The sequence below is a fragment of the Mesorhizobium sp. WSM3873 genome (assembly GCF_001672445.1).
In the GTDB taxonomy this organism is placed as follows: domain Bacteria; phylum Pseudomonadota; class Alphaproteobacteria; order Rhizobiales; family Rhizobiaceae; genus Mesorhizobium.
In genome coordinates, this window is the sequence record NZ_LYTM01000011.1 from 113,342 (window position 1) to 136,152 (window position 22,811).

Consider the following 22,811-nt stretch of genomic DNA (forward strand, 5'->3'; position numbering starts at 1 on the left):
ACATGTGGCGTTAGAAATGGGAAGCTGGTGCCGACCGGCGATACGGCATGCGTCCCTTCTATGACGCCTCCGCCGGCCACACCCCAACCAAGGAGCATTCCATGACCTGGAGCGGCGTGTTTCCAGCAGTGACGACCAAGATGCAGGCTTCCGGCGCAGTCGACCTGAAAGCCACGCAAGCCAGCATCGAGCGGCTTGTTCAGAACGGCGTGTCGGGCGTGATCGTCCTGCCCATGCTTGGCGAGAATGCCACGCTGACACAGGCCGAGCGCGATGCCGTGGTTTCAGCAGCCAGGGAAGTCGTGGCGGGACGGGTGCCGCTGCTCTCCGGTCTTGCGGAATTGTCCACCGACGACGCGCATGCGGCGGCTCGCAACTACCAGAAGCTCGGAGCCGAGGGGCTGATGACCTTCCCCAGCCTCGCCTATCGCACCGACCGCCATGAGACCGTGGCATGGTACAAGACCGTGGCCGAGGCCAGCGATCTGCCGGTGATGATCTACAACAATCCGCTCGCCTACAAGGTCGACGTCGACGTCGAGACGCTGAAGGCGCTGGTCGATGTTCCCGGCATCGTCGCCATCAAGGAAGAGACCGGCGATATCCGCAGGGTAACCCACCTGTTCAACGCCTTCGGCGACCGTTTCGACATCTTTTGCGGTGTCGACGATCTTATCCTTGAAAGCCTGACGCTCGGTGTTGTCGGCTGGGTGTCGGGCATGACCAATGCATGGCCGGCCGAGTGCGTATCGCTGTTCAACGCCGCCCGCGGCGGGGATTTCGCGGCAGCGCTTCCGCTCTACCGGCTGATGACGCCGGCATTTCATCTCGATACGGACGTCAAGCTGGTGCAGTACATCAAATTCGCCGAGCATCTGGTGTACGGCGCTCCGGAACACGTTCGAAAGCCGCGCCTGCCGATCGGCGGCGAGGAACGGTCGAAGGTGGAAGCGGTCATCAGGAAGACGATTTCCGATCTCGCAGCGCTGAAACGTGTTTGAAAAACGTTTGCAGGTGACGGCGCTGCGGACCGCCGAGCAGTCGGCCATGGTCAACTGCCGGTTCGCACCCGCACCTTTTCGGCGAAGGCCTCCACCTCGCCCTGGCGAGGTTGCTTGCCGGTGTGCGTGAGCAGGTAGGCCGGCGTCAGAGACAGACGGTTGCTCACCGGCTCGACGATCTCGAGCGAGTAATAGCCGATCTGCGTGAAGTACAGCACGCGCGCCCGCACGAAGGCTTCCGTGTCTGCGTAACCGTGCCGCAAAAACATCGCCCGGATGGCATCGACCCGCGCATCGTCTTCCTCGTTCACGATACGATGGACCTTGGCGGACTGGCGCGACCAGGCACGCACCGCGAAATCCAAGCGCGGATTGAACAGCCTCTCATCCAGCCAGCACTCGAAGACATTGAGCACGGCCTCAATTATCGACGCGGCGGGCCGGCCGGCCTGCTCGAGGATGAAACGGGTGTTGTTGTTGCGCCAATAGTCGAGAAGCTGATCGAGCAGGTCCTGACGGCTCTTGAAATACCAGTAGAAACTGGAACGGGAGACGTTCAGCTTCTGCCCGAGCGCGAGGACGCGCACCGCCTCCACGCCCTCTGAGATCAGCGTCTCCAGCGCGAGCTTCATCCAGTCCTCGCGCGTCACCTTGGTGTTGCCGATCAGACCGGACCGTCGCACGACTGCATCTGCACTGGAATCGGAAGGCATGTCGGGCCGGCCAGGTTTGAATGCCGGCTAGATAGACCTGAAACCGCCCCCGCTACAATACTTGCACCTGTTCGAGCCACTCCCAGAGATACGGGGCAAGGCCCCGGTCGACGTGCACACGCGCCCGATCGGGGTTGCCGAACCGGTAGAAGAGAACGCCGGCGCCGGCAAAAAGGATCGAAGCCGAGGGACTTGCCTGCCTCGGATCGAGCGCCGTGCCCGTGGCGACCAGACCGGCCAATCCCGGCCCTTTCATCTCGAATACATGCAGCCCGGCATCCATGACCGTGACCGCGAAACCGGCCGCGTGCCAGCCGGCCGCGACGGGTAATGGCCGTCCGCTCACGGCGAGAATGCGATCGCGCGCGATGCGCACCATGTATTTGTCGCCGTTGGCAACCGTGCCGGCTTCGACCCCTTCCCCCGCGAGACCCGAAGCCTGCGCCCAAGCCGTCAGGTCGCCGCTGACCAGAAGCTGGTTCAGCCCGTCCAATGTGCGCACGCTAATCCCGTCCGTGTTCAGGACCGCGGTGGTCCAGTCAGGCGCTGGGGGCCATTTTTCGGCAAGGTTACGCATGCAGGCGGCTCCCTTCCGGATCGAAGGCGCAGGGCGCGACGATGGTGGCCCGGCGCAGGACGCCGAGATGTTGAACGTCGATCGTTTGGCCATGCCGCGCGGCACCCCGTTCGATGAGCGCCAGGGCGACCGGACGCCCGAGGGTCGGGCTTTGATAGCTGGAGGTGACGAAGCCGATGCTCCGGAGCCGGTCGCCGCTTTTCTCCACACCATGCGCGCCGGTCGCCAGCGGCGCCTCGCCTTCGCCGACAGCCAGGCCAACAAGCTGATTGCGATCGGTTCGGCTCGCCGCTTCGGTGAAAAGCGAGCGCCGGCCGACGAACTCACCTGTACGCTTGGTCCGCGGTCCCGCGACGCCGAGGTCGTGCGGCATGACGTTGCCGTCGGTGTCCTTGCCGATCACGATGAAGCCCTTCTCGGCGCGCAGGATCATCAGGGATTCAAGCCCGAGCAGCACGGCGTCGAACGCGCGGCCCTCCTGCTGCATTCTTGCCCAGAGCGCCTCGGCCCGGTCGGCGCGGATGGAGATCTCGTAGCTCCGGTCGCCGGTGAAGGAGACCCGGGCAATGCGCACCTCGTCGCCGGCAAAGCGGCGGGCGGTAACCGCCATGTGCGGCAGGCTAGCATCGTCCAGCGCGATACCAAGATCGAGCGCCTCTATCAGCCCGCGCGCTTTCGGACCCGAGACGGTCAAGGTGGCGTATTGCGCGGTGGCGTTGTGGATATAGACCGCATCGCGGCCGAAACGATCCTGCCGCCACTCTTCGAGACGCGCGTGGACAGCGGCGACATGCGACGACGAGCAGGAGACGATGAAGCGGTGCTCGTCGAGACGAACCAGCACGCCGTCATCGAAGACGACGCCATTTTCCGACAGCATGAAACCGTAGCGGCAATGGCCCGGTTTCAGGGTCGACATGGTGTTGTAATAGATGAAGTCGACGAATTCGGCCGCGCGTGGACCGATCACCTCGATCTTGCCGAGCGTCGAGCCGTCGAAGAGCGCAACGGACTGCCGGGCGCGCCGCGCATCCTCCTGGATCTTGGCTCCGGCTTCGCCGCTTCCGTAATAGGCCGGCCTCAGCCAGCCGCCATATTCCTGGAACACTCCGCCTGCTGCGCGATGGTTGGCCTCCAGCGGCAGGCGACGGACCGGGGCGTGCATGCTGCCGCGATGCGCTCCCGCCAGGCTGGCGAACGGCACAGGCGTGAAAGGCGGCCGGTAGGTGGTGGTGCCGACATCCGAGATGGCGCGGCCGGTAACCGCGGCCAGCAGCGCCAGACCGTTCAGGTTCGACGTCTTGCCCTGGTCGGTCGCCATGCCAAGCGTCGTATAGCGCTTCAGGTGCTCGACGGAGACGAAATTCTCCCGCGCCGCCAGTTCGACGTCCTTGGCGGTGACGTCGCTCTGGTAGTCGATCCAGACGCGGCCCTTGGCTTTGGGCTTCGGCCATAGGCTGACGACGCCAAGCTTTGCTTCCTCACCCGTGCTGCGAGGTGCCGGCGACGCTGAGCCGAACCCGCCGAGGGCCGCTAGGCCGCTGGCCAAAGTTTCGGAAAGCGAGACCGTGCCGGCGACGGCGCCGGCTACGCCGATCCCCTCGATCGCTTCTGCGGGAATGAAAGCCGACAGTTGATCGCTCCAGGCGAGCTTGCCTTTTGCCTGCGAGAACAGATGCACGGTGGGTGTCCAGCCGCCCGAGACGAGCAGGCAATCGGCCGCAAGGGCGGTACCGTCGTCGAGCAGAACACTCTGAACGGCGTTGCGGCCGCGCGCCGCTGCAATGGCGCGTCCGGCGAGGACCCGAATACCGCTCTTCGCCTGTACGCCACCCTCACGCCGGCAATCAACCACCGTCACCGAAGCGCCGGCCGCAGCCAGCGCCGAGGCCGGCTCGTAGGCGCTGTCATTGTTGGTTGCGACCACGATCTGCCGGCCCACAAGGACGCCATGCCTGCGCAGGTAGCTCAACGCCGCGTCAGCGGAGAGTATGCCCGGAAGGTCGTTGTTGGCGAACGGGACCGGCCGCTCGATCGCGCCCGTCGCCAGCACGATGCGGCGCGGGCGCACGCGCCACAGCGTATCGGGTCGGCCGTCGCGGTGAATCTGGTTGAGAGCGACCAGATTGTGATCATAGAGGCCGAAGGCGGTCGTATCGCTGAGCACGAGATGCCCGCTGCTCTTCAGCCGGGCCACCGTCGCATCGACCCATTCCGTACCCTTGACACCGCCGACTGCGCCTGCACGGTGGCGCAGCGACCCGCCGGGATGCGTCCGCTCGTCGACCAGCACGACCGAGTGCCCGGCTGCCGCCGCGCCGGTTGCCGCGGCGAGGCCGGCCGGTCCGGCGCCGACCACCAGGACGTCGCAATGGTGGTTGATCTGGTCCGAGACGTGACGCGGCTTCCAATTGCGGTCGACGACGCCGAGCCCGGCCATGGCGCGGATGCGCGGCTCGAACAGGTGCCAGTCCGGCCACATGAAGGTCTTGTAGTAGAATGCGGCGGGCAGGAAACGGGCAAGGCGGTCCAGCACCGCGTTGCGGTCGGCAGCCGCCGTCGGCGAAGCATTGACGGTTCTGACGACGAGGCCGTCGATTGCCGGCACCGTCGTCGCCCGCGCATTCGGCACGTGGCCGGCGGGACCCTCGACATCGACCAGCGCATTGGGTTCCTCCACGCCGGCGCCCCAGATGCCGCGCGGCCTATGATATTTGAAGCTGCGGCCGACGATCGCCTGGCCGCTTGCGAGCAAGGCGGAAGCGATCGTATCGCCGGCAAAGCCTTCGATGCGGCTGCCGTCGAAGGTGAAGGAGAGCGGCCGGGCGCGATCGATGTCGCTGCCGCCATTGGCAAGACGCGAAGCGCTCATGCGCCATGCTCCGCGTCGCCGAGCACGGAGGAACCCGACACCTTGTGATTGACGCTGTCGCGGCTCATCGCAAAGAACTCGCCGCAGGTCAGGTGCATCCAGATCTCGCGAGTCGGACCCTTCGGGTTGTTGCGCATGTGGAGATAGCCGGCCCAGCGCTCGGCCGTCACGTCGTCGCCGTCGGGCCGCAAATTGCCGGCCTCTCCGCCATAGTGAAATTCGCTTTCTTCGCGCGGCCCGCAGAACGGACAGGGAAAGAGCTGCATCTTTGCTATACCTTCAATGGGCAATGCCGGAGCCGGCAGCCTCGTCGATTAGCCGGCCGCGGGCGAAGCGGTCGAGATCGAAAGGCCGGCTGATGTCGTGGTGCCTGCCGGTTGCAAGCAAATGGGCAAGCAGCGTGCCGCCGGCGGGAATCGCCTTGAAGCCGCCCGTGCCCCAGCCACAATTGAGGAAAAGCCCGGGCAACGGCGATTCGCCGATGATGGGCGAGGAATCGGGGACGACGTCGACGATGCCTGCCCATTGCCGCATCATCTTCAGCTGGCCGAATATCGGGAACATTTCGAGCATGCCTGCGATCACGCCTTCCAGCACCGGCAAGTTGCCGCGCTGGCCATAGGACGGGATGCGGTCGAGCGCGCCGCCGATCACCAGTTCGCCCTTGTCCGATTGGCTGACATAGACGCCCGTATCCGGCGAGATCACCACCGTGTCGATGATGGGCTTGACCGGCTCGGACACGCAGGCCTGCAGCGCATAGGAATTGACCGGCAGCCGGAATCCCGCCTTCGCCGCCAGCACCGAGGAGTGGCCGGCCACCGCCATCCCCGTACGCTCTGCCCGGATTGCGCCGCGCGATGTGACGACCCCGCGGCAGCGCCCGTCCTCGATGATAAAGTCGCTGATCTCGCAGTTCTGAATGATGTCGACGCCGAGACGGCTGGCGGCGCGCGCATAGCCCCAGGCGACAGCGTCATGACGGGCAGTGCCGCCGCTCGGCTGCCAGGTGCCGCCATAGACGGGGTAGCGGGCATCCGGGCCGAAATTGTAGATCGGCACCACCCGGCGCACGTCCTCGACCGAGAACAATTCGCAATCGATGCCGTTGACCTGGATGGCGTTGACGGACCGGGCAGCGGTTTCCATTCCCGCTTCGCTATGCGCGAGGGTGAGAATGCCGCGCGCGGAAAACATCACATTGTAGTTCAGATCCTTCGATAGCCTCTTGTAGAGACTATGCGCCAGTCCGTAGATCGCCGCGCTTTCAGGATAGAAGTAATTTGAGCGGACGACGGTTGTGTTGCGGCCGGTGTTGCCGCCGCCGATCCAGCCTTTCTCGAGCAACGCCACATTGGTGACGCCGTGGTTCTTTGCGAGATAGTAGGCCGTAGCGAGGCCGTGGCCGCCACCGCCGATGACGATGGCGTCGTAATGCGGTTTGGGCTCCGGCGAGCGCCAGGCCTTCTCCCAGCCTGTCTGGCCGGCGACGCCTTCCTTGAATAGCGAAAGCGCTGAATAGTGCCTTGTCATGCGCTCAGGCCCGCATCACGTGAGCGATATGCAAGGGTGCCAAGAACCGCTGAGACGCCAGATCGGCGGCGCCGTACCAAAACCGGCGCAATCAACTCGCCCCGTCCTCGAAAGTCCATAACCCATCCCGTTCTGCCGCGGTTCGACAAGAGTCGCCGAGCTTCGCGCGGCGCGAACTTAGCTTGAATGGACACCTGTGTCCATTGGGCAATCGAGATCGCGCGTCGTACGAGCGCCGTATCGGCCATCTAAGCAAAGTGAAATGCATTTGCGCGTGTCAGGCGCATGGCGGATTTCATTTGCTTGGTGATCCTCCTCCCATGGGGCAAACTCCCGCCGGGCTGTCAGGAGGAGAAATGAGAGCACGCGCAGCGACGGTCGGAGATCTCGAGGATGTTTTCCGCGGCCTGTCCAAGCGAATGTCGGACGAGTACCTGGCGGCCGGCAAGGACAGCAAGGCCGCCTACGACAATCTGATGATGAACCTGAAGGAAGGCCGGGCCCATGCGCTGGTCGAGGGCGCGCAGGCCGTCGCCTTTATCGCCTGGCATGAGCATGGCGACGCGGCCGACACGCTGTTTGCCGCGCAGGAGGACTTCTTCAGAGCGGCAACCGTTCGCTTCTGCAGGCGTCACATCCGCCACATCCAGGCGCTCGCCGGCAACCTGCCCGTGCACTCGCGCAGCTGGCTCGATGGACCGGACGTCGCAAAATGGTTTCGGCTCATCGGCTATGTCGAGCGGGGACAGGAGAATGGCGCCACCCTGTTCGAACTGCCGCCGGCGCCCAATGGGTGACACGGGTTATTCGCGCAGCGGCTTGCACCGCGCAGCAATTGGCGGGATGGTGTGGAAGGCAGCCGGGGGCGCTGGCAGGCCGGAGATGCATGGCTGCTGGAAATCAAAATGGTGCGAGCTTGTTTGGCCCTTGTCGCCCTTGTTGCCCTTGTTGCCCTTGCGAGGCCAACAGAAGCAGGCGAGCGAGCGGCTGCTCTCTTCGACCGCTCCGATCTGGCGTCCGCGTATTCGGGTGAGTCCGACCTCGTAACCGCCTATACGACCGGGATGGCCCGGTACCGTCTTCAGCTCATGGCGCGTACCGGCACCGCCAATCTCGCCGCCCCTCTCGAACCTTTGGCCCTGCGGCCGGAATTTCGCCAGCGGACATGGCGCTCGGCCGATGGCAACCTGCTACAGGGCTTCGCCGGCAAAGGCGGCTTCCGGCTGACTGTCGGCAACTGCCTTGCCCGCCTCTGCGCGGCCAGCGAATGCAGCGAGGCCGGCTGGCCGGTCTATGCCTGCAGCGACGGCCATAAGCGCAAGATGTCGGTGAAGAGCTTTGTGACGGCAACCTTCGACGGCCTCCCTTACCGGCGGTTGAGCGCTACGCCGGAACCGTGATTTGATTGCGGTCGGCGACTGGATCGACACCACAGGAGCCCTTCAGCCAGTTGATGAGAAGCATGGCGCGCGGATCGCCGGTGGCGGTGAGCACCAGGATCAGTGCGTCGAGGAGGGCCGCCAGCGCGACGCCGGCTTCTCTAGTCGACATTCACCGGTCAGGTTGCGCCGGCGTCGCCCGGCATGGCATCTGTCGGCCGATGACACGCAAGCCCCTACGACAGCTTCCCGAATTCCCGCGACGACCGGTCGCTGGAAAAGTCAGCCTCAACCGAGCGCTCTCGAAGCTAGGATTCTGCTCGCGCAAGCAGGCCGAGCTGATGATCGCCGAAGGACGCGTGCGCGTTGCCGGCAAGGTGGCGCGCGACCCGTCGCTGCGCGTCGATCCGGATCGCGACCGCATCACAGTCGATGGCGGACAGGTCGGCGCGGAACGAAAAGTGTATCTTATGCTCAACAAGCCGCGCGGGCTGGTCACCACGCGCGACGACCCCGAAGGACGCGGCACCGTCTATGACTGCCTTGCCGATCTCGACCTGCCCTTCGTGTCGCCGGTCGGGTCTCGACAAGGCGAGCGAAGGTCTGCTGTTGATGACCAACGACACGCGCTGGGCGAACCGTTTGCTCGATCCTGCCTCGCATGTCGCCAAGACCTATCATGTGCAGATTGCTTCCGTGCCCGACGAGAAGATGCTCGAGCGGTTCCGCCAAGGCGCTGTCGTCGACGGGGAATTGCTGACGGCGAGCTCGATCGCGCTCTTGCGCAGCGGCGGGCGCACGGCCTGGCTGGAGATAGTCCTCGACGAAGGCCGCAACCGCCAGATCCGCCGCATGCTCGGCGCCTTCGACATCGGTGTGCTCAGGCTGGTACGGGTGGCGATCGGGCGGCTGCAGGTGGGTGATCTCGCGAAGGGCAAGGCGCGGCATTTGACGGCCGAGGAGCTGGCGATACTTGCCGCTTAACAGGGGCCGGAACTACTTTTGGTTCCAGCGGCGGATGACCGGCTCGGTCAGGTCGTGCTCGTAGCCGAGGATGCTGAGGCTCGCGGTATCGAGGACGAAATGTTCGCCGCCTTCCGGCGGCAGGCCGATCCAGCACGCCGCAAGCACGCGCAGGAAATGCGAGCTCGAGAAGATGAGCACATTGCCGGCCACCGTCCGGATTTCGGCCACGATCGCATTGGCCCTGGCGCCTACATCGGCTGCCGTCTCGCCGCCCGGGCAGCCGTCGCGAAACAACTGCCAGCCCGGACGTCCGGCAAGGATTTCCTTCGTTGTCACGCCTTCATAGGCGCCATAATCCCATTCCTGCAGGTCGGCCTTCTTGAGCGCGCGCTCGCCGAAGCCGGCCAGCCGGCAGGTGTCGAAGGCGCGCTGCGACGGGCTCGACCAGACCGCCTGGAAGGTGTGCTCCTTGAGGCGGTCGGCGACGCCGCCTGCGGCCTGTTCGCCTTTCGCGGTCAACGGAATGTCGGTGCGGCCGGTATGCTTTCCCGATGCGCTCCATTCCGTCTCGCCATGGCGGACAAGGTAGATCTCGGGAAACGCGCTGCTCATCCGCCGGCCCTCACGCTTGGATGCACCGGCAAGAATGCCGGCCCGCGCCACCCTATGCGGCGTCCGACAAAAAGAACAGGCCGCGGCGGAGCCACGGCCTGTTTCGGCTTGGGTGGACGCTCTTTGTCTGCGCAACTCCGGCTCGAAGGCTACGGTGAAGTCACCGAGGCAATTTTCCCGGAATTGCTTCGGTCCCTCAGGCCGGCTGCAGGCCGCCTGAGAGCGCGAGGTCTGCCTCCTCCGGCATCTGGCCGGCCATGGCGGCGGCGAACTGCTTCTGGTCGAGCTCGCCTTCCCAGCGCGCCACGACGATGGTCGCGACGGCATTGCCGACGAAGTTGGTGAGCGCGCGGCACTCCGACATGAAGCGGTCCACGCCGAGGATCAGCGCCATGCCGGCAACCGGCACCGAAGGCACGACCGAAAGCGTGGCCGCCAAGGTGATGAAGCCGGCGCCGGTGATGCCGGCGGCACCCTTGGAGCTCAGCATGGCAACGAGCAGCAGCAGGATCTGGTCGCCGAAGGTGAGCGGCGTATCGGTCGCCTGGGCGATGAACAGCGCTGCCAGCGTCATGTAGATGTTGGTGCCGTCGAGGTTGAAAGAATAGCCGGTCGGGATGACGAGACCGACCACCGAGCGATTGCAGCCGGCGCGCTCCATCTTGGCCATCAGGCCGGGAAGTGCTGCCTCCGACGAGGAAGTGCCGAGCACCAGGAGCAGCTCTTCCTTGATGTAGCGGATCAGCGCGAGGATGGAGAAGCCGTTGTACCATGCCACCGCGCCCAGCACGATCAGCACGAAGAGCAGCGACGTCAGGTAAAAGGTGCCGATCAGGAAGGCGAGATTGGCGATCGCGCCGATGCCGTATTTGCCGACGGTGAAGGCCATGGCGCCGAAGGCGCCGATGGGCGCAGCCTTCATCAGGATGGCGACGAGGCGGAAGATCGGCGCCGTCAGCGCCTGCAGGAAGTCGACCACCGGACGAGCGCGCTCGCCGACCAAAGCGAGAGCGACGCCGAACAGCACCGAGAAGAACAACACCTGCAGGATGTCGCCCTGGGCGAAGGCGCCGGTTATGGTGTCGGGGATGATGTTCAGCAGGAAGCCGACGATCGTCGCATCATGGGCCTTCTCGGTGAAGGTCGAGACCTTCGAGGCGTCGAGCGTCGCCGGATTGATGTGCATGCCGGCGCCGGGCTGGACGACATTTGACACGATCAGGCCAACGATGAGCGCCAGTGTCGAGAAGACGAGGAAATAGATCATCGCCTTGCCGGCGACCCGGCCGACCTTCTGCAGGTCGGAGACGCCGGCGATGCCGGTCGCGACGGTGAGGAAGATCACTGGCGCGATCACCATCTTGACCAGCTTGATGAAGGCATCGCCGAGCGGCTTCAACGAGGCGCCGATGTCAGGATAGAAATGGCCGAGCAGGATGCCGGCGGCGATCGCCGCCAGGACCTGCACGTAAAGATGCCGATAAAAGGGAACTTTGCCGCGCGGTTCCGCGGCAGCGATTGCCGTCTGCATGATGTCCTCCGTTCGGCCCCGATCGAGAAGCTCGACCTCCCGGGGCAGTTGACCTTCACAGCCTCGCGGCTGCTGCGGATGCATTTGCAACGGCCGTGCCAGATTGCGCCTTGAGGCGTCGAGCATTGATTTTGTTTGGTTTTCTGACGCAACGCGCTTTGCCATTCGACAGCGCAGTGCGGCGATCCGCATAGCTCGAATTGTGCTTTGTGCGAAATCATGCACAAATGGGCGATGCTGCAACGCCCCGCCGCTGCCCTCGCTTGGACGCCCGAACTGCTCGCCGGGCGGGCGCGGCGCGCCTGGCTGCTGTTCGCGGCGGTGGCGCTTCTCATCGTTTTTGCAGCCCTTTATGGCGCCGGCCTCTACGGGCGCTCGACCGAGATCGAGGCGCTGTCGGCGCAAGGGCGGACCGACGCCAATCTCAAGGTGGCACTGCTGCGCGCGGTGCTGGAAAATCCGCGCGCGCTGCCGCTGCTTCTGTCCGAAGACCAGCAGGTGCATGACGCGCTCGCTGAGCGCAGCCCCGCCTCGATCGACGTGCTCAACCGCAAGCTCGAAGGGCTGGTTTCGGGCACCAAGGCCTCGGTGCTTTACGTCACCGGCCCGGACGGGCTGGCCATCGCTTCCAGCAACTGGCGCGAGCCGGTAAGCTTTGTCGGCAATGACTACGGTTTTCGCGCTTATTTCTCCGGCGCCATGCAATCCGGCACGGCCGAGTATTTCGCGCTCGGCAATGTCAGCAAGCGCCCGGGCCTCTACATTTCGCGCCGTGTCGGGAATGCGGCGGCCCCGTTCGGCGTCGTCGTGGTCAAGATGGAGTTCGACCAGCTCGAAGCCGACTGGCACGAGGCGAACCGCCCGGCCTATGTCAGCGACGAGCATGGGGTGGTGCTGATCACCAGCGTGCCCTCCTGGCGCTTCATGACGACGGCGCCGCTGGCCGCTCCAGTCGCGGCCGACATCCGCGCCAGCCAGCAGTTCGGCGAGGCTCCGCTGGTGCCGTTGCCCATCACGAGGCCGCAACCGCTCAGCCCCGACGTCGCGTTGGTGCACGCCATCACGCCCGGCGGCAGCGACGCGGAGTATCTGCGGCTATCCACCGCCGTGCCGTCGACGCCATGGCGCCTCGACTATCTCGTGCCGGCGGAAGCGCCGATCGCGGCGGCGCAGCGCGAAATGCGTTTGTTGGCCCTCGGCGTCCTTGTCCCGCTGCTCGCTTTGGCCGCTTATCTGTTGTGGCGCCGGCAGTCCGCGCAGATGCGGATCGCTGCCGAGCAGGCGGCGCGCGCCGAACTCGAACGGCGCGTCGTCGAGCGCACGCAGGACCTCAGCCTCGCGCGCGACCGGCTGCAGGCCGAGATCGCCGACCACCGCAGCACCGAAGCCAAGCTGCAGGTCATGCAGCAGGAGCTGGTGCAGGCCAACCGCCTGGCGACGCTCGGCCAGGTTGCCGCGGGCGTCGCGCATGAGATCAACCAGCCGGTGGCGACCATCCGCGCCTATGCCGACAATGCGCGCGTTTTCCTGGAACGCAAGCAGACGGCGCCGGCGGAGGAAAATCTCGGCGCCATCGCAGCGCTGACCGAACGCATCGGCTCCATCACCGAGGAGCTGAAAGCTTTCGCCCGCAAGGGTCGCACCGCCGCCGAGCCGGTCGAGTTGCGCAGCGTCATCGAAGGCGCCGTGGTGCTGCTCAGGAGCCGCTTTGCCGGCCGATTGGACGCGCTGGCGATCACGCTGCCGCCGGCGACGCTGAAAGTGATGGGCAACCGGCTGCGGCTGGAGCAGGTGCTGATCAACCTGTTCCAGAACGCGTTGGAAGCGCTCGAGGGGCGTGACGGTGCTCGGGTCGAAGTGTCCGCCGCGGAAACCGCCGACGGCGTCGCGCTGATCGTGTCCGATAACGGACCGGGGATTCCGCCGGCGATCCTGAAATCGCTGTTCACGCCTTTCAATACCTCGAAGGAAAAGGGCTTGGGGCTCGGGCTCGTCATCTCGAAGGACATCGTCGCCGACTATGGCGGGCGTATCGAGGTGACGAGCAACGGGAGCGGCACCCGCTTCACCATCCATCTCTCGAAGGCTGACCCGACATGACAGACGGCAATCCGGTCATCCTGATCGATGACGATAGCGACCTGCTCAAGGCGACGAAGCAGACGCTCGAACTTGCCGGTTTTGCCGTGTCTGCCTTTTCCTCGGCAAGCGAGGCACTCGCCGGCCTCGATGCCGGCTTTGCCGGCGTCTTGGTGTCAGACATCCGCATGCCCGAAATGGACGGCCTGCAGCTTTTCGACGTCGTGGTCGACCTTGACCCGGATATCCCCGTCATCCTCGTCACCGGACACGGCGATATCGCCATGGCGGTCAAGGCGATCAAGGACGGCGTCTATGACTTCATCACCAAGCCCTTCGCCGCCGACCGGCTGGCGCAAAGTGTATGGCGCGCCGCGGAAAAGCGCCGTCTTGTTATGGAGAACCGCGCCTTGCGCGAAGCGGCCGAGCAAGCGCAGGAAGGCCTTCCGCTGATCGGCCAGACACCGGCTATGGAGCGGCTGCGCCGCACGCTGAGACAGATCGCCGACACCGATGTCGATGTGCTGGTTACCGGCGAGACAGGCTCGGGCAAGGAGGTGGTGGCGAGCCTGCTGCATCGCTGGAGCCGCCGCGCCAAGGGCAATTTCGTCGCGCTCAATTGCGGCACGTTGCCGGAGACGGTGATCGAAAGCGAGTTGTTCGGTCATGAGGCCGGCGCCTTCACCGGCGCGCAGAAGAAGCGCGTCGGCCGCATCGAGCATTCGAGCGGCGGCACGCTGTTCCTCGACGAGATCGAAAGCATGCCGCCCTCCACTCAGGTGCAGATGCTGCGCGTGCTCGAAATGCGCGAGGTGACGCCACTCGGCACCAACGAAATCCGGCCCGTCGACCTGCGCGTCGTTGCCGCCGCCAAGGTCGATCTCGGCGATCCCGGCCAGCGCGGCAATTTCCGCGAAGACCTCTATTATCGGCTCAATGTGGTGACGCTTTCGATCCCGCCGCTGCGCGAGCGCCGGGACGACGTGCCGCTGCTGTTCGGGTACTTCGCCGAGCGCGCCGCTGCCCGCTTTCATCGCCAGGTGCCCGCGGCGCCGGCCGCCGTCCAGCGCCATCTGCGCGAACACGACTGGCCGGGCAATGTCCGCGAGCTCGCCCATTTTGCCGAGCGCTTCGTGCTCGGTCTGGAAGAGATCGGCAGCAGCCCCGCCGCTCAGCCGACGGATTTGGACGTCTCGATGCCCTTGCCGGAACGGCTGGAGCGCTACGAGGCCGAGATCATCCGCGAGACACTTGGCCGCAATGGCGGCGATGTCCGGCGTACGATCGAGGCGCTCGGCATTCCGCGCAAGACCTTCTACGACAAGCTGCAGCGGCACGGCATCGTGCGCAGCGATTTTTCCAGAGAGATCAAGCTTGTGGAACCCGATCGAAGCCCCCGGCGTTGAGGCTATCCAGGAAACCGTGGCACGTTGGCACCAGCCGGTTGGCGAACGCATGATGGCGGTGGCGTTGCCGGTTGCACTTGGCAAGCGTTGATGGTTTGTTGCCGCTCAGCGGAGAACGAATGATGCGCGAATCCCTCGGTCAAGACGAATACGGCTCGGCCAGCCCCTTTAATCCGGACGATCTGCCGAATCTCAACGCCATGGGACCGGCGATGGGCAGCGGCAATGATTTCGAGAAATATGCCGTTGCCGTCATCATCGTGTTCGGCGCGCTGATCATCGGCGGCCTGATGGCCGCCTCGATGACCTTCGGCCACCGCAACGGCTTCCTGTTTGCGTTGGGCGGCGCCACTTCGGCCTGGATTTCGGGCAACGCGCTGCTGATTGACCGGCCGCGCATTTATGCGCTGTTCGTCGGCATCGCGGCGGTGCTGCTGATTGCCTCGACCATTACCCTCGTCGTGTAGTCAGTAGCCCAGCGCCTCGCCGGAAGCGGCGCGGCTGTCGATGGCTCCGTTGTAGCGGGCGCCGCCACCTTTCTCGATCTCCGCCAGGCTCTTGCCGCCGACAAGGATGCCGGCCGCCTGGCCCCAGGTCTGGTCGCTGAGATCGAGATGATAGCCCATGCCGGCAAGCAGCCTTTCGGTGTCGGGAGAAAGCCCGAAAGGCTCGACGTAGACGGTGTCGGGCAGCCATTGATGGTGAATGCGCGGGGCGTCGATCGCCTCCTGAATGTTCATGCCGTGGTCGATGACGTTGACGATCGCCTCCAGCGTGATGGTGATGATGCGCGAGCCACCCGGGCTGCCGATGACCATGAACGGCTTGCCGTCCTTCACAACGACGGTCGGGCTCATCGAGGACAGCGGCGTCTTCTTCGGCTGGATCGCGTTGGCCTCGCCTTGGACCAGTCCGTAGAGGTTGGGCACGCCAGGCTTCTGGGTGAAATCGTCCATTTCGTTGTTGAGCAGGATCCCGGTGCCGTCGGCGACGACGCCGGCGCCAAAGGAACCATTGAGCGTATAGGTGACGGCTACCGCGTTGCCGTCCTTGTCGATGATAGAATAATGGGTGGTTTCCTTCGACTCGCCGAAGCCCTTGGGCATCAAGTCCTTCGAGACGCCGGCGCGGAACGGATCGATCTTGTCGCGGATGTCCTTGGCATAGCCCTTGTCGAGCAGTTTCGAGACCGGATTGTCGACGAAATCCGGATCGCCGAGCGCCGAATTGCGGTCGACATAGGCATGACGCATGGCCTCGACCATGACGTGGACGGTCTCGGCCGAGCCGGCTCCGAGATAGGACAGCGGATAGCCTTCGAGCACATTGAGGATTTCGCAGATGATGACGCCGCCCGAACTCGGCGGCGGCGAGGAGATGATCTCGTAGCCGCGATAGGAACAGGTCACCGGCTTCAGCTCGCGCACCGCGTATTGCTCGAAATCGCCTTTGGCGAGGATGCCGCCCTTGGCGCCGCTCGCCTTGACGATCGCGTCGGCAATCGGCCCCTTGTAGAAGGCATCGGGGCCTTTCTCGGAGATCGCCGAGAGCGAGGCCGCAAGGTCCGACTGAACTAGCTTCTCGCCGATGCCATAGGGCTTCCCGTCTTTTTTCAGAAAAATAGCGGCCGCTGCCGGATCCTTGGCCAGCCGGTCGGCGCCGCCGGCGAAGGAGGCCGCGTCGCCCTGGTTGAGGACGAAGCCGTCCTTGGCATAGGCGATCGCCGGGGCCATGAGATCCTGTCTGGACAAGGTCCCGTATCTCTCGCGCGCCATCTCGAAGCCGGCCACCGAACCAGGCACGCCGACGGCGAGATAACCGTCGAGGCTGGCACCTTTGATCGGCTTGCCCTCCTTATCGAGATACATCGTCTTGGTCGCCGCAAGGGGCGCGCGCTCGCGGAAATCGATGAAGGTCGAACGGCCGTCCTTCAAGCGGATGGTCATGAAACCGCCGCCGCCGATATTGCCGGCATTCGGATAGACGACGGCCAGCGCATAGCCGACGGCGACCGCCGCATCGACGGCGTTGCCGCCCTTCTTCAGCACGTCGATGCCGACTTCGGTGGCGAGATGCTGGGCGGTCACCACCATGCCGTGCTCGCCCTTGGCGGGAGCCGGCGAAGCCGCAAAAACGGCGGCCGATGGTGTGAAGGCAACAGTGAGCGCAAAGCTGACGGCGATCAGCGTCCGGCGGGTGAGATGCATGGTGGGTCTCCAAGGCGGGGGGACACCCAGGAAAGACCGTTGGAGCGCGTTAGTCCAATAACAATTGGAGTAGCGTTGGGCAGAGCCCCTCACCTGCCCCCCGAATTGCGAAGGGCAATTCGGGGCAGTCCGACCTCTTCCCGCGGGGGAAGGAGCTCGTCAGCGCCGACGCCAACCTCTTCTGCCTTGGGAGAAAGGCGGCCGCGAAGCGGCCGGATGAGGGTGTCAGACGATCCCGCCGCCACCGCCGGCGACGCCCGGCCGCTCCGCCGCGACCTTCGCCCGGTAGCCGGCCTCGCGATAGGCGGCGACCGGATCAATGGCGCCGCCGGTTCTCAGCCGCGCCATGGCGAGGATCGGCTCGACATCGGTGCGGTAGGCGGTCTTCAGCGTCTGCGTCGCCATCAGCGCGTCGTTCGCTTCCTGAAAACCGTCCAGCGCCTTGCGGTCGACCAGCAGCGCCTGCGCATAGGCGCGCTGCACCTCGACCGCGGACAGCATCAGGCTTTCGATCGGATCGGTGACGTTATGGCTCTGGTCGAGCATATGCGCGGGATGGAAGCCCTTGGCACCCGAAAGCTCTGCATCGACCAGCTCGTTGAAGACCAAAAACAGCCGGTAAGGATCGATCGAACCGGCGTCGAGATCGTCGTCGCCATATTTGGAATCGTTGAAGTGGAAGCCGCCGAGCTTGCCGAATTGAATCAGCCGCGACACGATCATCTCGATGTTGACGTTGGGCGCGTGGTGGCCGAGGTCGACGAGGCAGAAGGCCTTGTCGCCGAGCTCCTTGGCGATGATGTAGTTCGTGCCCCAGTCCTGCACGACGGTCGAATAGAAGGCCGGCTCGTACATCTTGTGCTCGGTAAACAGCCGCCAGTCGTCCGGCAGGCCGGCGTAGATTTGCCGCATGGCGTCGAGATAGCGCTCGAAGGCCTTGGCGAAACTGACCTGGCCGGGGAAGTTCGAGCCGTCGCCGATCCATACCGTCAGCGCCTTCGACCCAAGCGTCCTGCCGATCTCGATGCATTCGAGATTGTGCTCGACCGCCTGGCGGCGCGTGCCGGCATCGGCGTGCGACAGCGAGCCGAATTTGTAGGAGAGCTTCTGGTCCTTCGCGTCGGAAAAGGTGTTGGAGTTCATCGCATCGAACCCGAGCCCGAAACGCGCCGCCGCCTGCTTCAGCCGGTTCGGATCGGCCTTGTCCCACGGGATATGCAGCGAGACGGTAGGCGTCGCTTGCGTCAGCTGGCTTATGACGGCGCAATCCTCGATCTTGTCGAAGATGTCGCGCGGCTCGCCGGGGCCGGGAAAACGGGCAAAGCGCGTGCCGCCGGTGCCGACGCCCCAGGACGGGATCGCGACGCCGAATTTTTCGACTTGGTCGCGGATCGCATCAATGGCGATGCCGCGCCGGTCGAGGCGCTCGCCGAGCCAGGCGTAGTCGCGCTCGAGGGCGGGTTGGCGAGCTGAGTTGTGGTTGGCGACGAGGTCGGCTGCGATGATCTGTTCGGACATTTTTTCCTCCCAATTCGTCTGCGCTGCCCCTCATCCGCCTACCGGCACCTTCTCCCCGTATAGTCACGGGGAGAAGGGACGCGCTCCAGCGCTGGCGCCCCCTCTCCCCGTTCTTACGGGGAGAGGGTAAGGGTGAGGGGCAGCGCTGGCTTTGACAATTTACCGCGTAAAGCTCTGCGCGTTGCCGGCGTCGACATTGACGATGTTGCCGGTCGACTTGGCCGACATGTCGGAAGCGAAGAAGTAGATCGCTTCGGCGATATCTTCCGGAAATACCGAGCGTTTCAGCATCGAACGCGACCGGTAATGCTCCTCGAGATCGTCGGTCGACATCTTGTAGGCGGCGGCGCGCTGTTCCTTCCATTCGCCGGTCCAGATCTTGGAGCCGCGCAGCACGGCGTCCGGATTGACGACGTTGACCCGGATCTGCGCCTCCGCACCCTCAAGCGCGAGACAGCGCGCGAGATGGATCTCGGCCGCCTTGGCCGTGCAGTAAGCGGCGGCGTTGGGCGAAGCGGCAAGGCCGTTCTTGGAGGCGACGAAGACGACATTGCCGCCGATCTTCTGCGCGCGGAACAGCCGGAAAGCCTCGCGCGAAACGAGGAAATAGCCGGTCGACAGGATGTCCATATTCTTGTTCCACAACGCCAGCGTCGTTTCCTCGATCGGCGCCGAGGAGGCCAGGCCGGCATTGGAAACCAGAATGTCGATGCCGCCGAACTCGACCGAAGTTTCGGCAAAGCCCGACGTGACCTGATCTTCCGAGGTCACGTCGATCCGCACCGGACGGACGAAGTCTTTGCCGTAGGCTTTCGACAGCTCTTCGTGAGCGCCGGCAAGGGCGGCCTCATCGATATCGGCCAGCACGACGCAGGCGCCTTCGCGCAGCAGCCGGTTGGCGGTGGCGCGGCCGATGCCGCCGGCGCCGCCGGTGACCAGGGCGATCTGTCCCGCCAGCGCCTTCGGCTTCGGCAGGCGCTGGAGCTTGGCTTCTTCCAACTGCCAGTATTCGATGTCGAAGGCCTCCTGTGCCGGCAAGCCGACATAGGACGAGACCGTCGAGGCGCCGCGCATGACGTTGATGGCGTTGACGTAGAACTCGCCGGAGATGCGCGCCGTCGCCTTGTCCCCGGCGAAGGTGAACATGCCGACGCCCGGCATCAGATAGACGACCGCGTTCGGATCGCGGATGGCGGGCGAGTCCTTATGTTTGCAGCTGTCGTAATAGGCCTGGTAGCCGACGCGATAGGCCTCAATGTCGTCGGCGAGGCGCGCGATGACGGCATCGACATCCGGCCTTGCCGGATCGAACTCGATCACCAATGGCCGGATCTTGGTGCGCAGGAAATGGTCCGGACAGGACGTGCCCAGGGCCGCCAGCGGGCGCAGGTCTTTCGAATTGACGAATTCGAGCACTGCTGGCTGGTCGTCGAAGTGGCCGAGCTTATGGCTCTTTTCCGAGATCAGGCCGCGGATTCTGGGCATGAGTTTCGCGGCAATGGCACGCCGTGCCGGTGCCTCGAGCGCCTTCACCACCTCGCCGCCGAAAATCGCCTTGCCCTGGGATTTGCGCTCGAACCAGTCGATCGCCTGATTGATCACCGAGATCGTCGTTTCGTAACATTCCTTCGGCGTGTCGCCCCAGGTGAACAGGCCGTGGCTTTCGAGAACCACCCCCTTGGCGTCGGGGTTCTCGCGGCAGAATTTCTCCAGCCACAGCCCAAGCTCGAAGCCCGGCCGCTTCCAGGGCAGCCAGCCGATGGCCTCGCCAAACACCTCTTTCGTGATCGCTCTGGAGTCCTTCGCCGCGGCTATCGCGATAATGGCATCGGGATGCATGTGGTCGACGCAAGCCTTCGGCACGAAGGCATGCAGCGGCGTGTCGATGGAAGCCGCGCGCGGATTGAGGTTGAAGGTGCAGTGGGGCAGGTAGCCCACCATCTCATCCTCGTGGTCGACGCCGCGATAGAGGCTCTTCAGCGCGCGCAGCTTGTCCATGTAGAGGGTCGCGAACCCGTCGAGCTTGATCGAAGCGCTGTCGCCGCCCGAGCCCTTGACCCACAGCACCTCGACGTCCTCACCGGTCAGCGGGTCTTTCTGCCAGACCTTGGACGAGGTGTTGCCGCCGCCATAATTGGTGACGCGCTTGTCTGAACCCAGCGTGTTCGAGCGATAGACCAGAAGCTCGGGACCGCTCATCCCTTCAGCCTTTGCGTCGTCCCACAGATTGGCGAGGCGCGAGCCAGAGCGCTTGTCGAGCATAGGTATCCTCCCTTGGGACGCTAAAATGCGCAGTCCAATTTGGTTGGAATGTCTACGCAACAGGACCTCTTGTCAATCATAAACGATCACGATCGATCATATTGCACTGCACAATGAAAATATGTGATCGGAAATGATTGACACTGCGCGTTTTCTGGTGCCTGATAGCCAGGCAGGGAGGAACCATGCACGAAAAAGAGCGCCACAGGATCATTCTGTCCGCCGTCCAGGAAAAGCCTGTGGTGACGGTGCAGGAAATGGTCGACCTGACGGACTCCTCCGAGGCGACGATCCGGCGCGATATCGCGGCGCTGCATGTGCAAAAACGCCTGCGCCGGGTGCGCGGCGGCGCCGAGGCGATCTCACCGCCGCAAGTCATCGGCCTTGCCGGCCGGCCCTTCTCGGTCAACGAAACGCTGAACGCCGCGCAGAAGCGGGCGATCGCGCGGGAAGCGGTGAACCTTTGCAAGGACGGCGAGCCAATCATCATCAATGGCGGCACCACGACCTTCCAGATGGTGCATTTCCTGACCGGCCGCCGCATGCCGATCTTCACCAACTCGTTCCCGATCGCCGAGCATCTGCTCAAGCACTCGAAGAACATGGTGATGCTGTCGGGCGGCACGATCTATCGCGAGCAGAACATCATCCTGTCGCCCTTCGACAATGACGTGACGCGCAATTTCTATGCGCGGCGCATGTTCATGGGCGCTCAAGGGTTAGGCCCGCTCGGCTTGATGGAAGGCGACCCGCTGCTGATCCAGGCGGAGCAGAAACTGATCGACCAGGCCGACGAGCTGGTGGTGCTGGTCGATTCCTCGAAATTCCGCATGCGCTCCAGCCTGATCCTGTGCGGGCTGTCGCGCATCACGACCGTGATCACAGACGACGGCATCGACGACCGCGAAGCCAAGATGCTGGAAACCGCGGGTGTGGCGCTGATCGTCGCCCGCAAACAGTCAAGCGACAAGGAGGAATCTTCACTGCAGGCCTGAGGACAACTCGCGCCCGCAGCGGCGATGGAATGCAACGCTCAAGGGAGGATATTCGAATGAGCTTTTTGAAGAAACTGCTGGTCACGGCGGCCTTTTCCGCCGCCATGTTCGTGAATGGCGCCTATGCCGAGAACGTCAAGATCGCGCTGGTCGTGAAGTCGCTCGGCAACGGCTTCTTCGACGCCGCCAACAAGGGCGCCGAGGAAGCGGCCAAGGAACTGGGCGACGTCGACGTGATCTATACCGGTCCGACCAAAGCGACGGCGGAGGCGCAGATCGAGGTGATCAACTCGCTGATCGCGCAGAAGGTCAATGCCATCGCCGTCTCGGCCAATGACGCCGATGCGCTGGTGCCGGTGCTGAAGAAGGCGATGGATCGCGGCATCACCGTGATCTCGTGGGACTCCGGCGTCGCCAAGGAAGGCCGCCAGCTCCACCTCAACCCGTCCGACACCAATTTGATCGGCGAGACCATCATCAAGCTCGCCGCCGACTACCTGCCGGAAGGCGGCGATGTCGCCATCCTCTCGGCATCCTCGACCGCCACCAACCAGAATGCCTGGATCGAAGCGGCCAAGAAGGTGCTGCCGGAGAAGTTCCCGAAGATCAAGCTGGTCGCCACCGTCTATGGCGATGACGACTCCGCCAAGAGCACCGACGAAGCCAAGGGCCTGTTGAAGTCCTATCCGAACCTCAAGGCGATCATCGCGCCGACCACCGTCGGCGTCGTTGCCGCCGCGCAGGTCGTCACCGACGAGAACCTGATCGGCAAGGTCAACGTCACCGGCCTCGCGCTGCCGTCGGAGTTCAAGAAGTTCATCGACAACGGCGCCAGCCAGGCGGTCGCGCTGTGGAACCCGATCGACCTCGGCTACTCGGCGATCTATCTCGCGCATGACCTGGCGGTGAAGAAAGAAGAGGCCAAGCCCGGCGCCACGCTGTCGATCGGCCGCGTCGGCAAGGTGACGCTCGACGACACCAACTCGACTGCGATGGCTCCGCCCTTCCAGTTCGACAAGACCAACATCGAGAAGTTCTCAAAGATCTATTGATCTGAGGAGCTTGCACCCTCCCCCTTGTGGGGAGGGTCGGCGAGGCGGTGTCGCGAAGCAAAACTGGCGAGACGGGGCGGGGGTGACGACACCTCCATGCACCAGGAC

General features: G+C 64.4%; 19 protein-coding genes and 1 pseudogene. 9 read left to right on the plus strand and 11 right to left on the minus strand.

All coding sequences use genetic code 11. The features are described from left to right. The first annotated feature begins 101 nt into the window (after positions 1–101). Positions 102–1,001 carry a dihydrodipicolinate synthase family protein gene (locus A9K71_RS09795; protein ID WP_066994004.1) on the plus strand — a complete coding sequence of 300 codons (900 nt, stop codon included), beginning with the start codon at positions 102–104 and terminating at the stop codon, positions 999–1,001. Positions 1,002–1,051: 50 nt separating this feature from the next. On the opposite strand, the gene A9K71_RS09800 is transcribed toward A9K71_RS09795, so the two are convergent. The 5 genes from A9K71_RS09800 to A9K71_RS09820 are packed head-to-tail and all read right to left on the minus strand — an operon-like array spanning position 1,052 to position 6,696. Next, positions 1,052–1,714 carry a TetR/AcrR family transcriptional regulator gene (locus A9K71_RS09800; RefSeq protein ID WP_066993905.1) on the minus strand — a complete coding sequence of 221 codons (663 nt, stop codon included), beginning with the start codon at positions 1,712–1,714 and terminating at the stop codon, positions 1,052–1,054. Positions 1,715–1,766: 52 nt separating this feature from the next. Then, positions 1,767–2,291, minus strand: a complete 525-nt coding sequence (locus A9K71_RS09805) for a hypothetical protein (RefSeq protein WP_066993908.1) — start codon at positions 2,289–2,291, stop codon at positions 1,767–1,769. Further along, positions 2,284–5,163 carry a sarcosine oxidase subunit alpha family protein gene (locus A9K71_RS09810; protein WP_066993911.1) on the minus strand — a complete coding sequence of 960 codons (2,880 nt, stop codon included), beginning with the start codon at positions 5,161–5,163 and terminating at the stop codon, positions 2,284–2,286. The genes A9K71_RS09805 and A9K71_RS09810 overlap by 8 nt, the downstream gene beginning before the upstream one ends. Then, positions 5,160–5,429 carry a sarcosine oxidase subunit delta gene (locus A9K71_RS09815; RefSeq protein ID WP_066993915.1) on the minus strand — a complete coding sequence of 90 codons (270 nt, stop codon included), beginning with the start codon at positions 5,427–5,429 and terminating at the stop codon, positions 5,160–5,162. The genes A9K71_RS09810 and A9K71_RS09815 overlap by 4 nt, the downstream gene beginning before the upstream one ends. Before the next feature lie 13 nt (positions 5,430–5,442). Then, entirely contained in the window at positions 5,443–6,696 is a 1,254-nt protein-coding gene (locus A9K71_RS09820) for a sarcosine oxidase subunit beta family protein (protein WP_066993918.1), read from the minus strand. Between the two features lie 356 nt (positions 6,697–7,052). Between A9K71_RS09820 and A9K71_RS09825 the strand changes: the two genes are divergently transcribed. Further along, positions 7,053–7,493 (plus strand): hypothetical protein, encoded by a 441-nt coding sequence (locus A9K71_RS09825; protein ID WP_066993921.1) that lies wholly within the window; start codon positions 7,053–7,055, stop codon positions 7,491–7,493. A gap of 108 nt (positions 7,494–7,601) precedes the next feature. After that, a complete protein-coding gene (locus A9K71_RS09830; protein ID WP_066994007.1) occupies positions 7,602–8,096 on the plus strand; it encodes a hypothetical protein in 495 nt (164 codons plus the stop codon). On the opposite strand, the gene A9K71_RS30175 is transcribed toward A9K71_RS09830, so the two are convergent. Beyond that, positions 8,080–8,247, minus strand: a complete 168-nt coding sequence (locus A9K71_RS30175) for a hypothetical protein (RefSeq protein ID WP_156752628.1) — start codon at positions 8,245–8,247, stop codon at positions 8,080–8,082. The genes A9K71_RS09830 and A9K71_RS30175 overlap by 17 nt on opposite strands. 49 nt (positions 8,248–8,296) lie before the next feature. Between A9K71_RS30175 and A9K71_RS09835 the strand changes: the two are divergent. Beyond that, a pseudogene (locus A9K71_RS09835) lies at positions 8,297–9,059 on the plus strand (pseudouridine synthase). A gap of 12 nt (positions 9,060–9,071) precedes the next feature. Here A9K71_RS09835 and A9K71_RS09840 read toward each other — a convergent pair. Further along, complete coding sequence (locus A9K71_RS09840; protein ID WP_066993924.1) at positions 9,072–9,653, minus strand: histidine phosphatase family protein; 582 nt, start codon at positions 9,651–9,653, stop codon at positions 9,072–9,074. Positions 9,654–9,849: 196 nt separating this feature from the next. Beyond that, on the minus strand, positions 9,850–11,184 hold the full coding sequence (locus A9K71_RS09845) for a dicarboxylate/amino acid:cation symporter (RefSeq protein WP_066994010.1): 1,335 nt from the start codon (positions 11,182–11,184) through the stop codon (positions 9,850–9,852). A gap of 234 nt (positions 11,185–11,418) precedes the next feature. On the opposite strand from A9K71_RS09845, the gene A9K71_RS09850 reads away from it, so the two are divergent. From A9K71_RS09850 to A9K71_RS09860, 3 genes are all read left to right on the plus strand, one after another. Then, on the plus strand, positions 11,419–13,284 hold the full coding sequence (locus tag A9K71_RS09850; RefSeq protein WP_156752629.1) for a sensor histidine kinase: 1,866 nt from the start codon (positions 11,419–11,421) through the stop codon (positions 13,282–13,284). Beyond that, positions 13,281–14,669: a sigma-54 dependent transcriptional regulator gene (locus A9K71_RS09855; RefSeq protein WP_066993930.1), complete on the plus strand. Its 1,389-nt coding sequence runs from the start codon at positions 13,281–13,283 to the stop codon at positions 14,667–14,669. Before A9K71_RS09850 ends, A9K71_RS09855 begins: the two co-directional genes overlap by 4 nt. Positions 14,670–14,881: 212 nt before the next feature. Beyond that, the gene (locus tag A9K71_RS09860) at positions 14,882–15,136 is read left to right on the plus strand and encodes a hypothetical protein (protein ID WP_170950361.1); all 255 of its coding nucleotides are present in this window, start codon (positions 14,882–14,884) and stop codon (positions 15,134–15,136) included. Here the strand turns inward: A9K71_RS09860 and ggt are convergent, their stop codons facing one another. The 3 genes from ggt to A9K71_RS09875 form a co-directional block, all read right to left on the minus strand. Beyond that, positions 15,137–16,876: a gamma-glutamyltransferase gene (ggt, locus tag A9K71_RS09865; protein WP_066993936.1), complete on the minus strand. Its 1,740-nt coding sequence runs from the start codon at positions 16,874–16,876 to the stop codon at positions 15,137–15,139. It lies immediately after the preceding gene. Positions 16,877–17,101: 225 nt separating this feature from the next. Further along, positions 17,102–18,394 (minus strand): L-rhamnose catabolism isomerase, encoded by a 1,293-nt coding sequence (gene rhaI, locus A9K71_RS09870; RefSeq protein ID WP_066993939.1) that lies wholly within the window; start codon positions 18,392–18,394, stop codon positions 17,102–17,104. 159 nt (positions 18,395–18,553) lie between these two features. Continuing rightward, positions 18,554–20,656 carry a bifunctional rhamnulose-1-phosphate aldolase/short-chain dehydrogenase gene (locus tag A9K71_RS09875; RefSeq protein ID WP_066993944.1) on the minus strand — a complete coding sequence of 701 codons (2,103 nt, stop codon included), beginning with the start codon at positions 20,654–20,656 and terminating at the stop codon, positions 18,554–18,556. Positions 20,657–20,841: 185 nt separating this feature from the next. Between A9K71_RS09875 and A9K71_RS09880 the strand changes: the two genes are divergently transcribed. After that, on the plus strand, positions 20,842–21,651 hold the full coding sequence (locus A9K71_RS09880) for a DeoR/GlpR family DNA-binding transcription regulator (RefSeq protein WP_066993950.1): 810 nt from the start codon (positions 20,842–20,844) through the stop codon (positions 21,649–21,651). A 56-nt stretch (positions 21,652–21,707) separates the two neighbouring features. Further along, positions 21,708–22,703 (plus strand): rhamnose ABC transporter substrate-binding protein, encoded by a 996-nt coding sequence (gene rhaS / locus A9K71_RS09885; protein WP_066993953.1) that lies wholly within the window; start codon positions 21,708–21,710, stop codon positions 22,701–22,703. Positions 22,704–22,811: the final 108 nt, after the last annotated feature.

Coding starts and splice junctions, on each gene's coding strand:
- A9K71_RS09795 (WP_066994004.1), top strand. CDS start 102: ATGACCTGGAGCGGCGTGTTTCCAGCAGTGACGACCAAGATGCAGGCT.
- A9K71_RS09800 (WP_066993905.1), bottom strand. CDS start 1,714: ATGCCTTCCGATTCCAGTGCAGATGCAGTCGTGCGACGGTCCGGTCTG.
- A9K71_RS09805 (WP_066993908.1), bottom strand. CDS start 2,291: ATGCGTAACCTTGCCGAAAAATGGCCCCCAGCGCCTGACTGGACCACC.
- A9K71_RS09810 (WP_066993911.1), bottom strand. CDS start 5,163: ATGAGCGCTTCGCGTCTTGCCAATGGCGGCAGCGACATCGATCGCGCC.
- A9K71_RS09815 (WP_066993915.1), bottom strand. CDS start 5,429: ATGCAGCTCTTTCCCTGTCCGTTCTGCGGGCCGCGCGAAGAAAGCGAA.
- A9K71_RS09820 (WP_066993918.1), bottom strand. CDS start 6,696: ATGACAAGGCACTATTCAGCGCTTTCGCTATTCAAGGAAGGCGTCGCC.
- A9K71_RS09825 (WP_066993921.1), top strand. CDS start 7,053: ATGAGAGCACGCGCAGCGACGGTCGGAGATCTCGAGGATGTTTTCCGC.
- A9K71_RS09830 (WP_066994007.1), top strand. CDS start 7,602: ATGGTGCGAGCTTGTTTGGCCCTTGTCGCCCTTGTTGCCCTTGTTGCC.
- A9K71_RS30175 (WP_156752628.1), bottom strand. CDS start 8,247: ATGTCGACTAGAGAAGCCGGCGTCGCGCTGGCGGCCCTCCTCGACGCA.
- A9K71_RS09840 (WP_066993924.1), bottom strand. CDS start 9,653: ATGAGCAGCGCGTTTCCCGAGATCTACCTTGTCCGCCATGGCGAGACG.
- A9K71_RS09845 (WP_066994010.1), bottom strand. CDS start 11,184: ATGCAGACGGCAATCGCTGCCGCGGAACCGCGCGGCAAAGTTCCCTTT.
- A9K71_RS09850 (WP_156752629.1), top strand. CDS start 11,419: ATGCTGCAACGCCCCGCCGCTGCCCTCGCTTGGACGCCCGAACTGCTC.
- A9K71_RS09855 (WP_066993930.1), top strand. CDS start 13,281: ATGACAGACGGCAATCCGGTCATCCTGATCGATGACGATAGCGACCTG.
- A9K71_RS09860 (WP_170950361.1), top strand. CDS start 14,882: ATGGGCAGCGGCAATGATTTCGAGAAATATGCCGTTGCCGTCATCATC.
- ggt (WP_066993936.1), bottom strand. CDS start 16,876: ATGCATCTCACCCGCCGGACGCTGATCGCCGTCAGCTTTGCGCTCACT.
- rhaI (WP_066993939.1), bottom strand. CDS start 18,394: ATGTCCGAACAGATCATCGCAGCCGACCTCGTCGCCAACCACAACTCA.
- A9K71_RS09875 (WP_066993944.1), bottom strand. CDS start 20,656: ATGCTCGACAAGCGCTCTGGCTCGCGCCTCGCCAATCTGTGGGACGAC.
- A9K71_RS09880 (WP_066993950.1), top strand. CDS start 20,842: ATGCACGAAAAAGAGCGCCACAGGATCATTCTGTCCGCCGTCCAGGAA.
- rhaS (WP_066993953.1), top strand. CDS start 21,708: ATGAGCTTTTTGAAGAAACTGCTGGTCACGGCGGCCTTTTCCGCCGCC.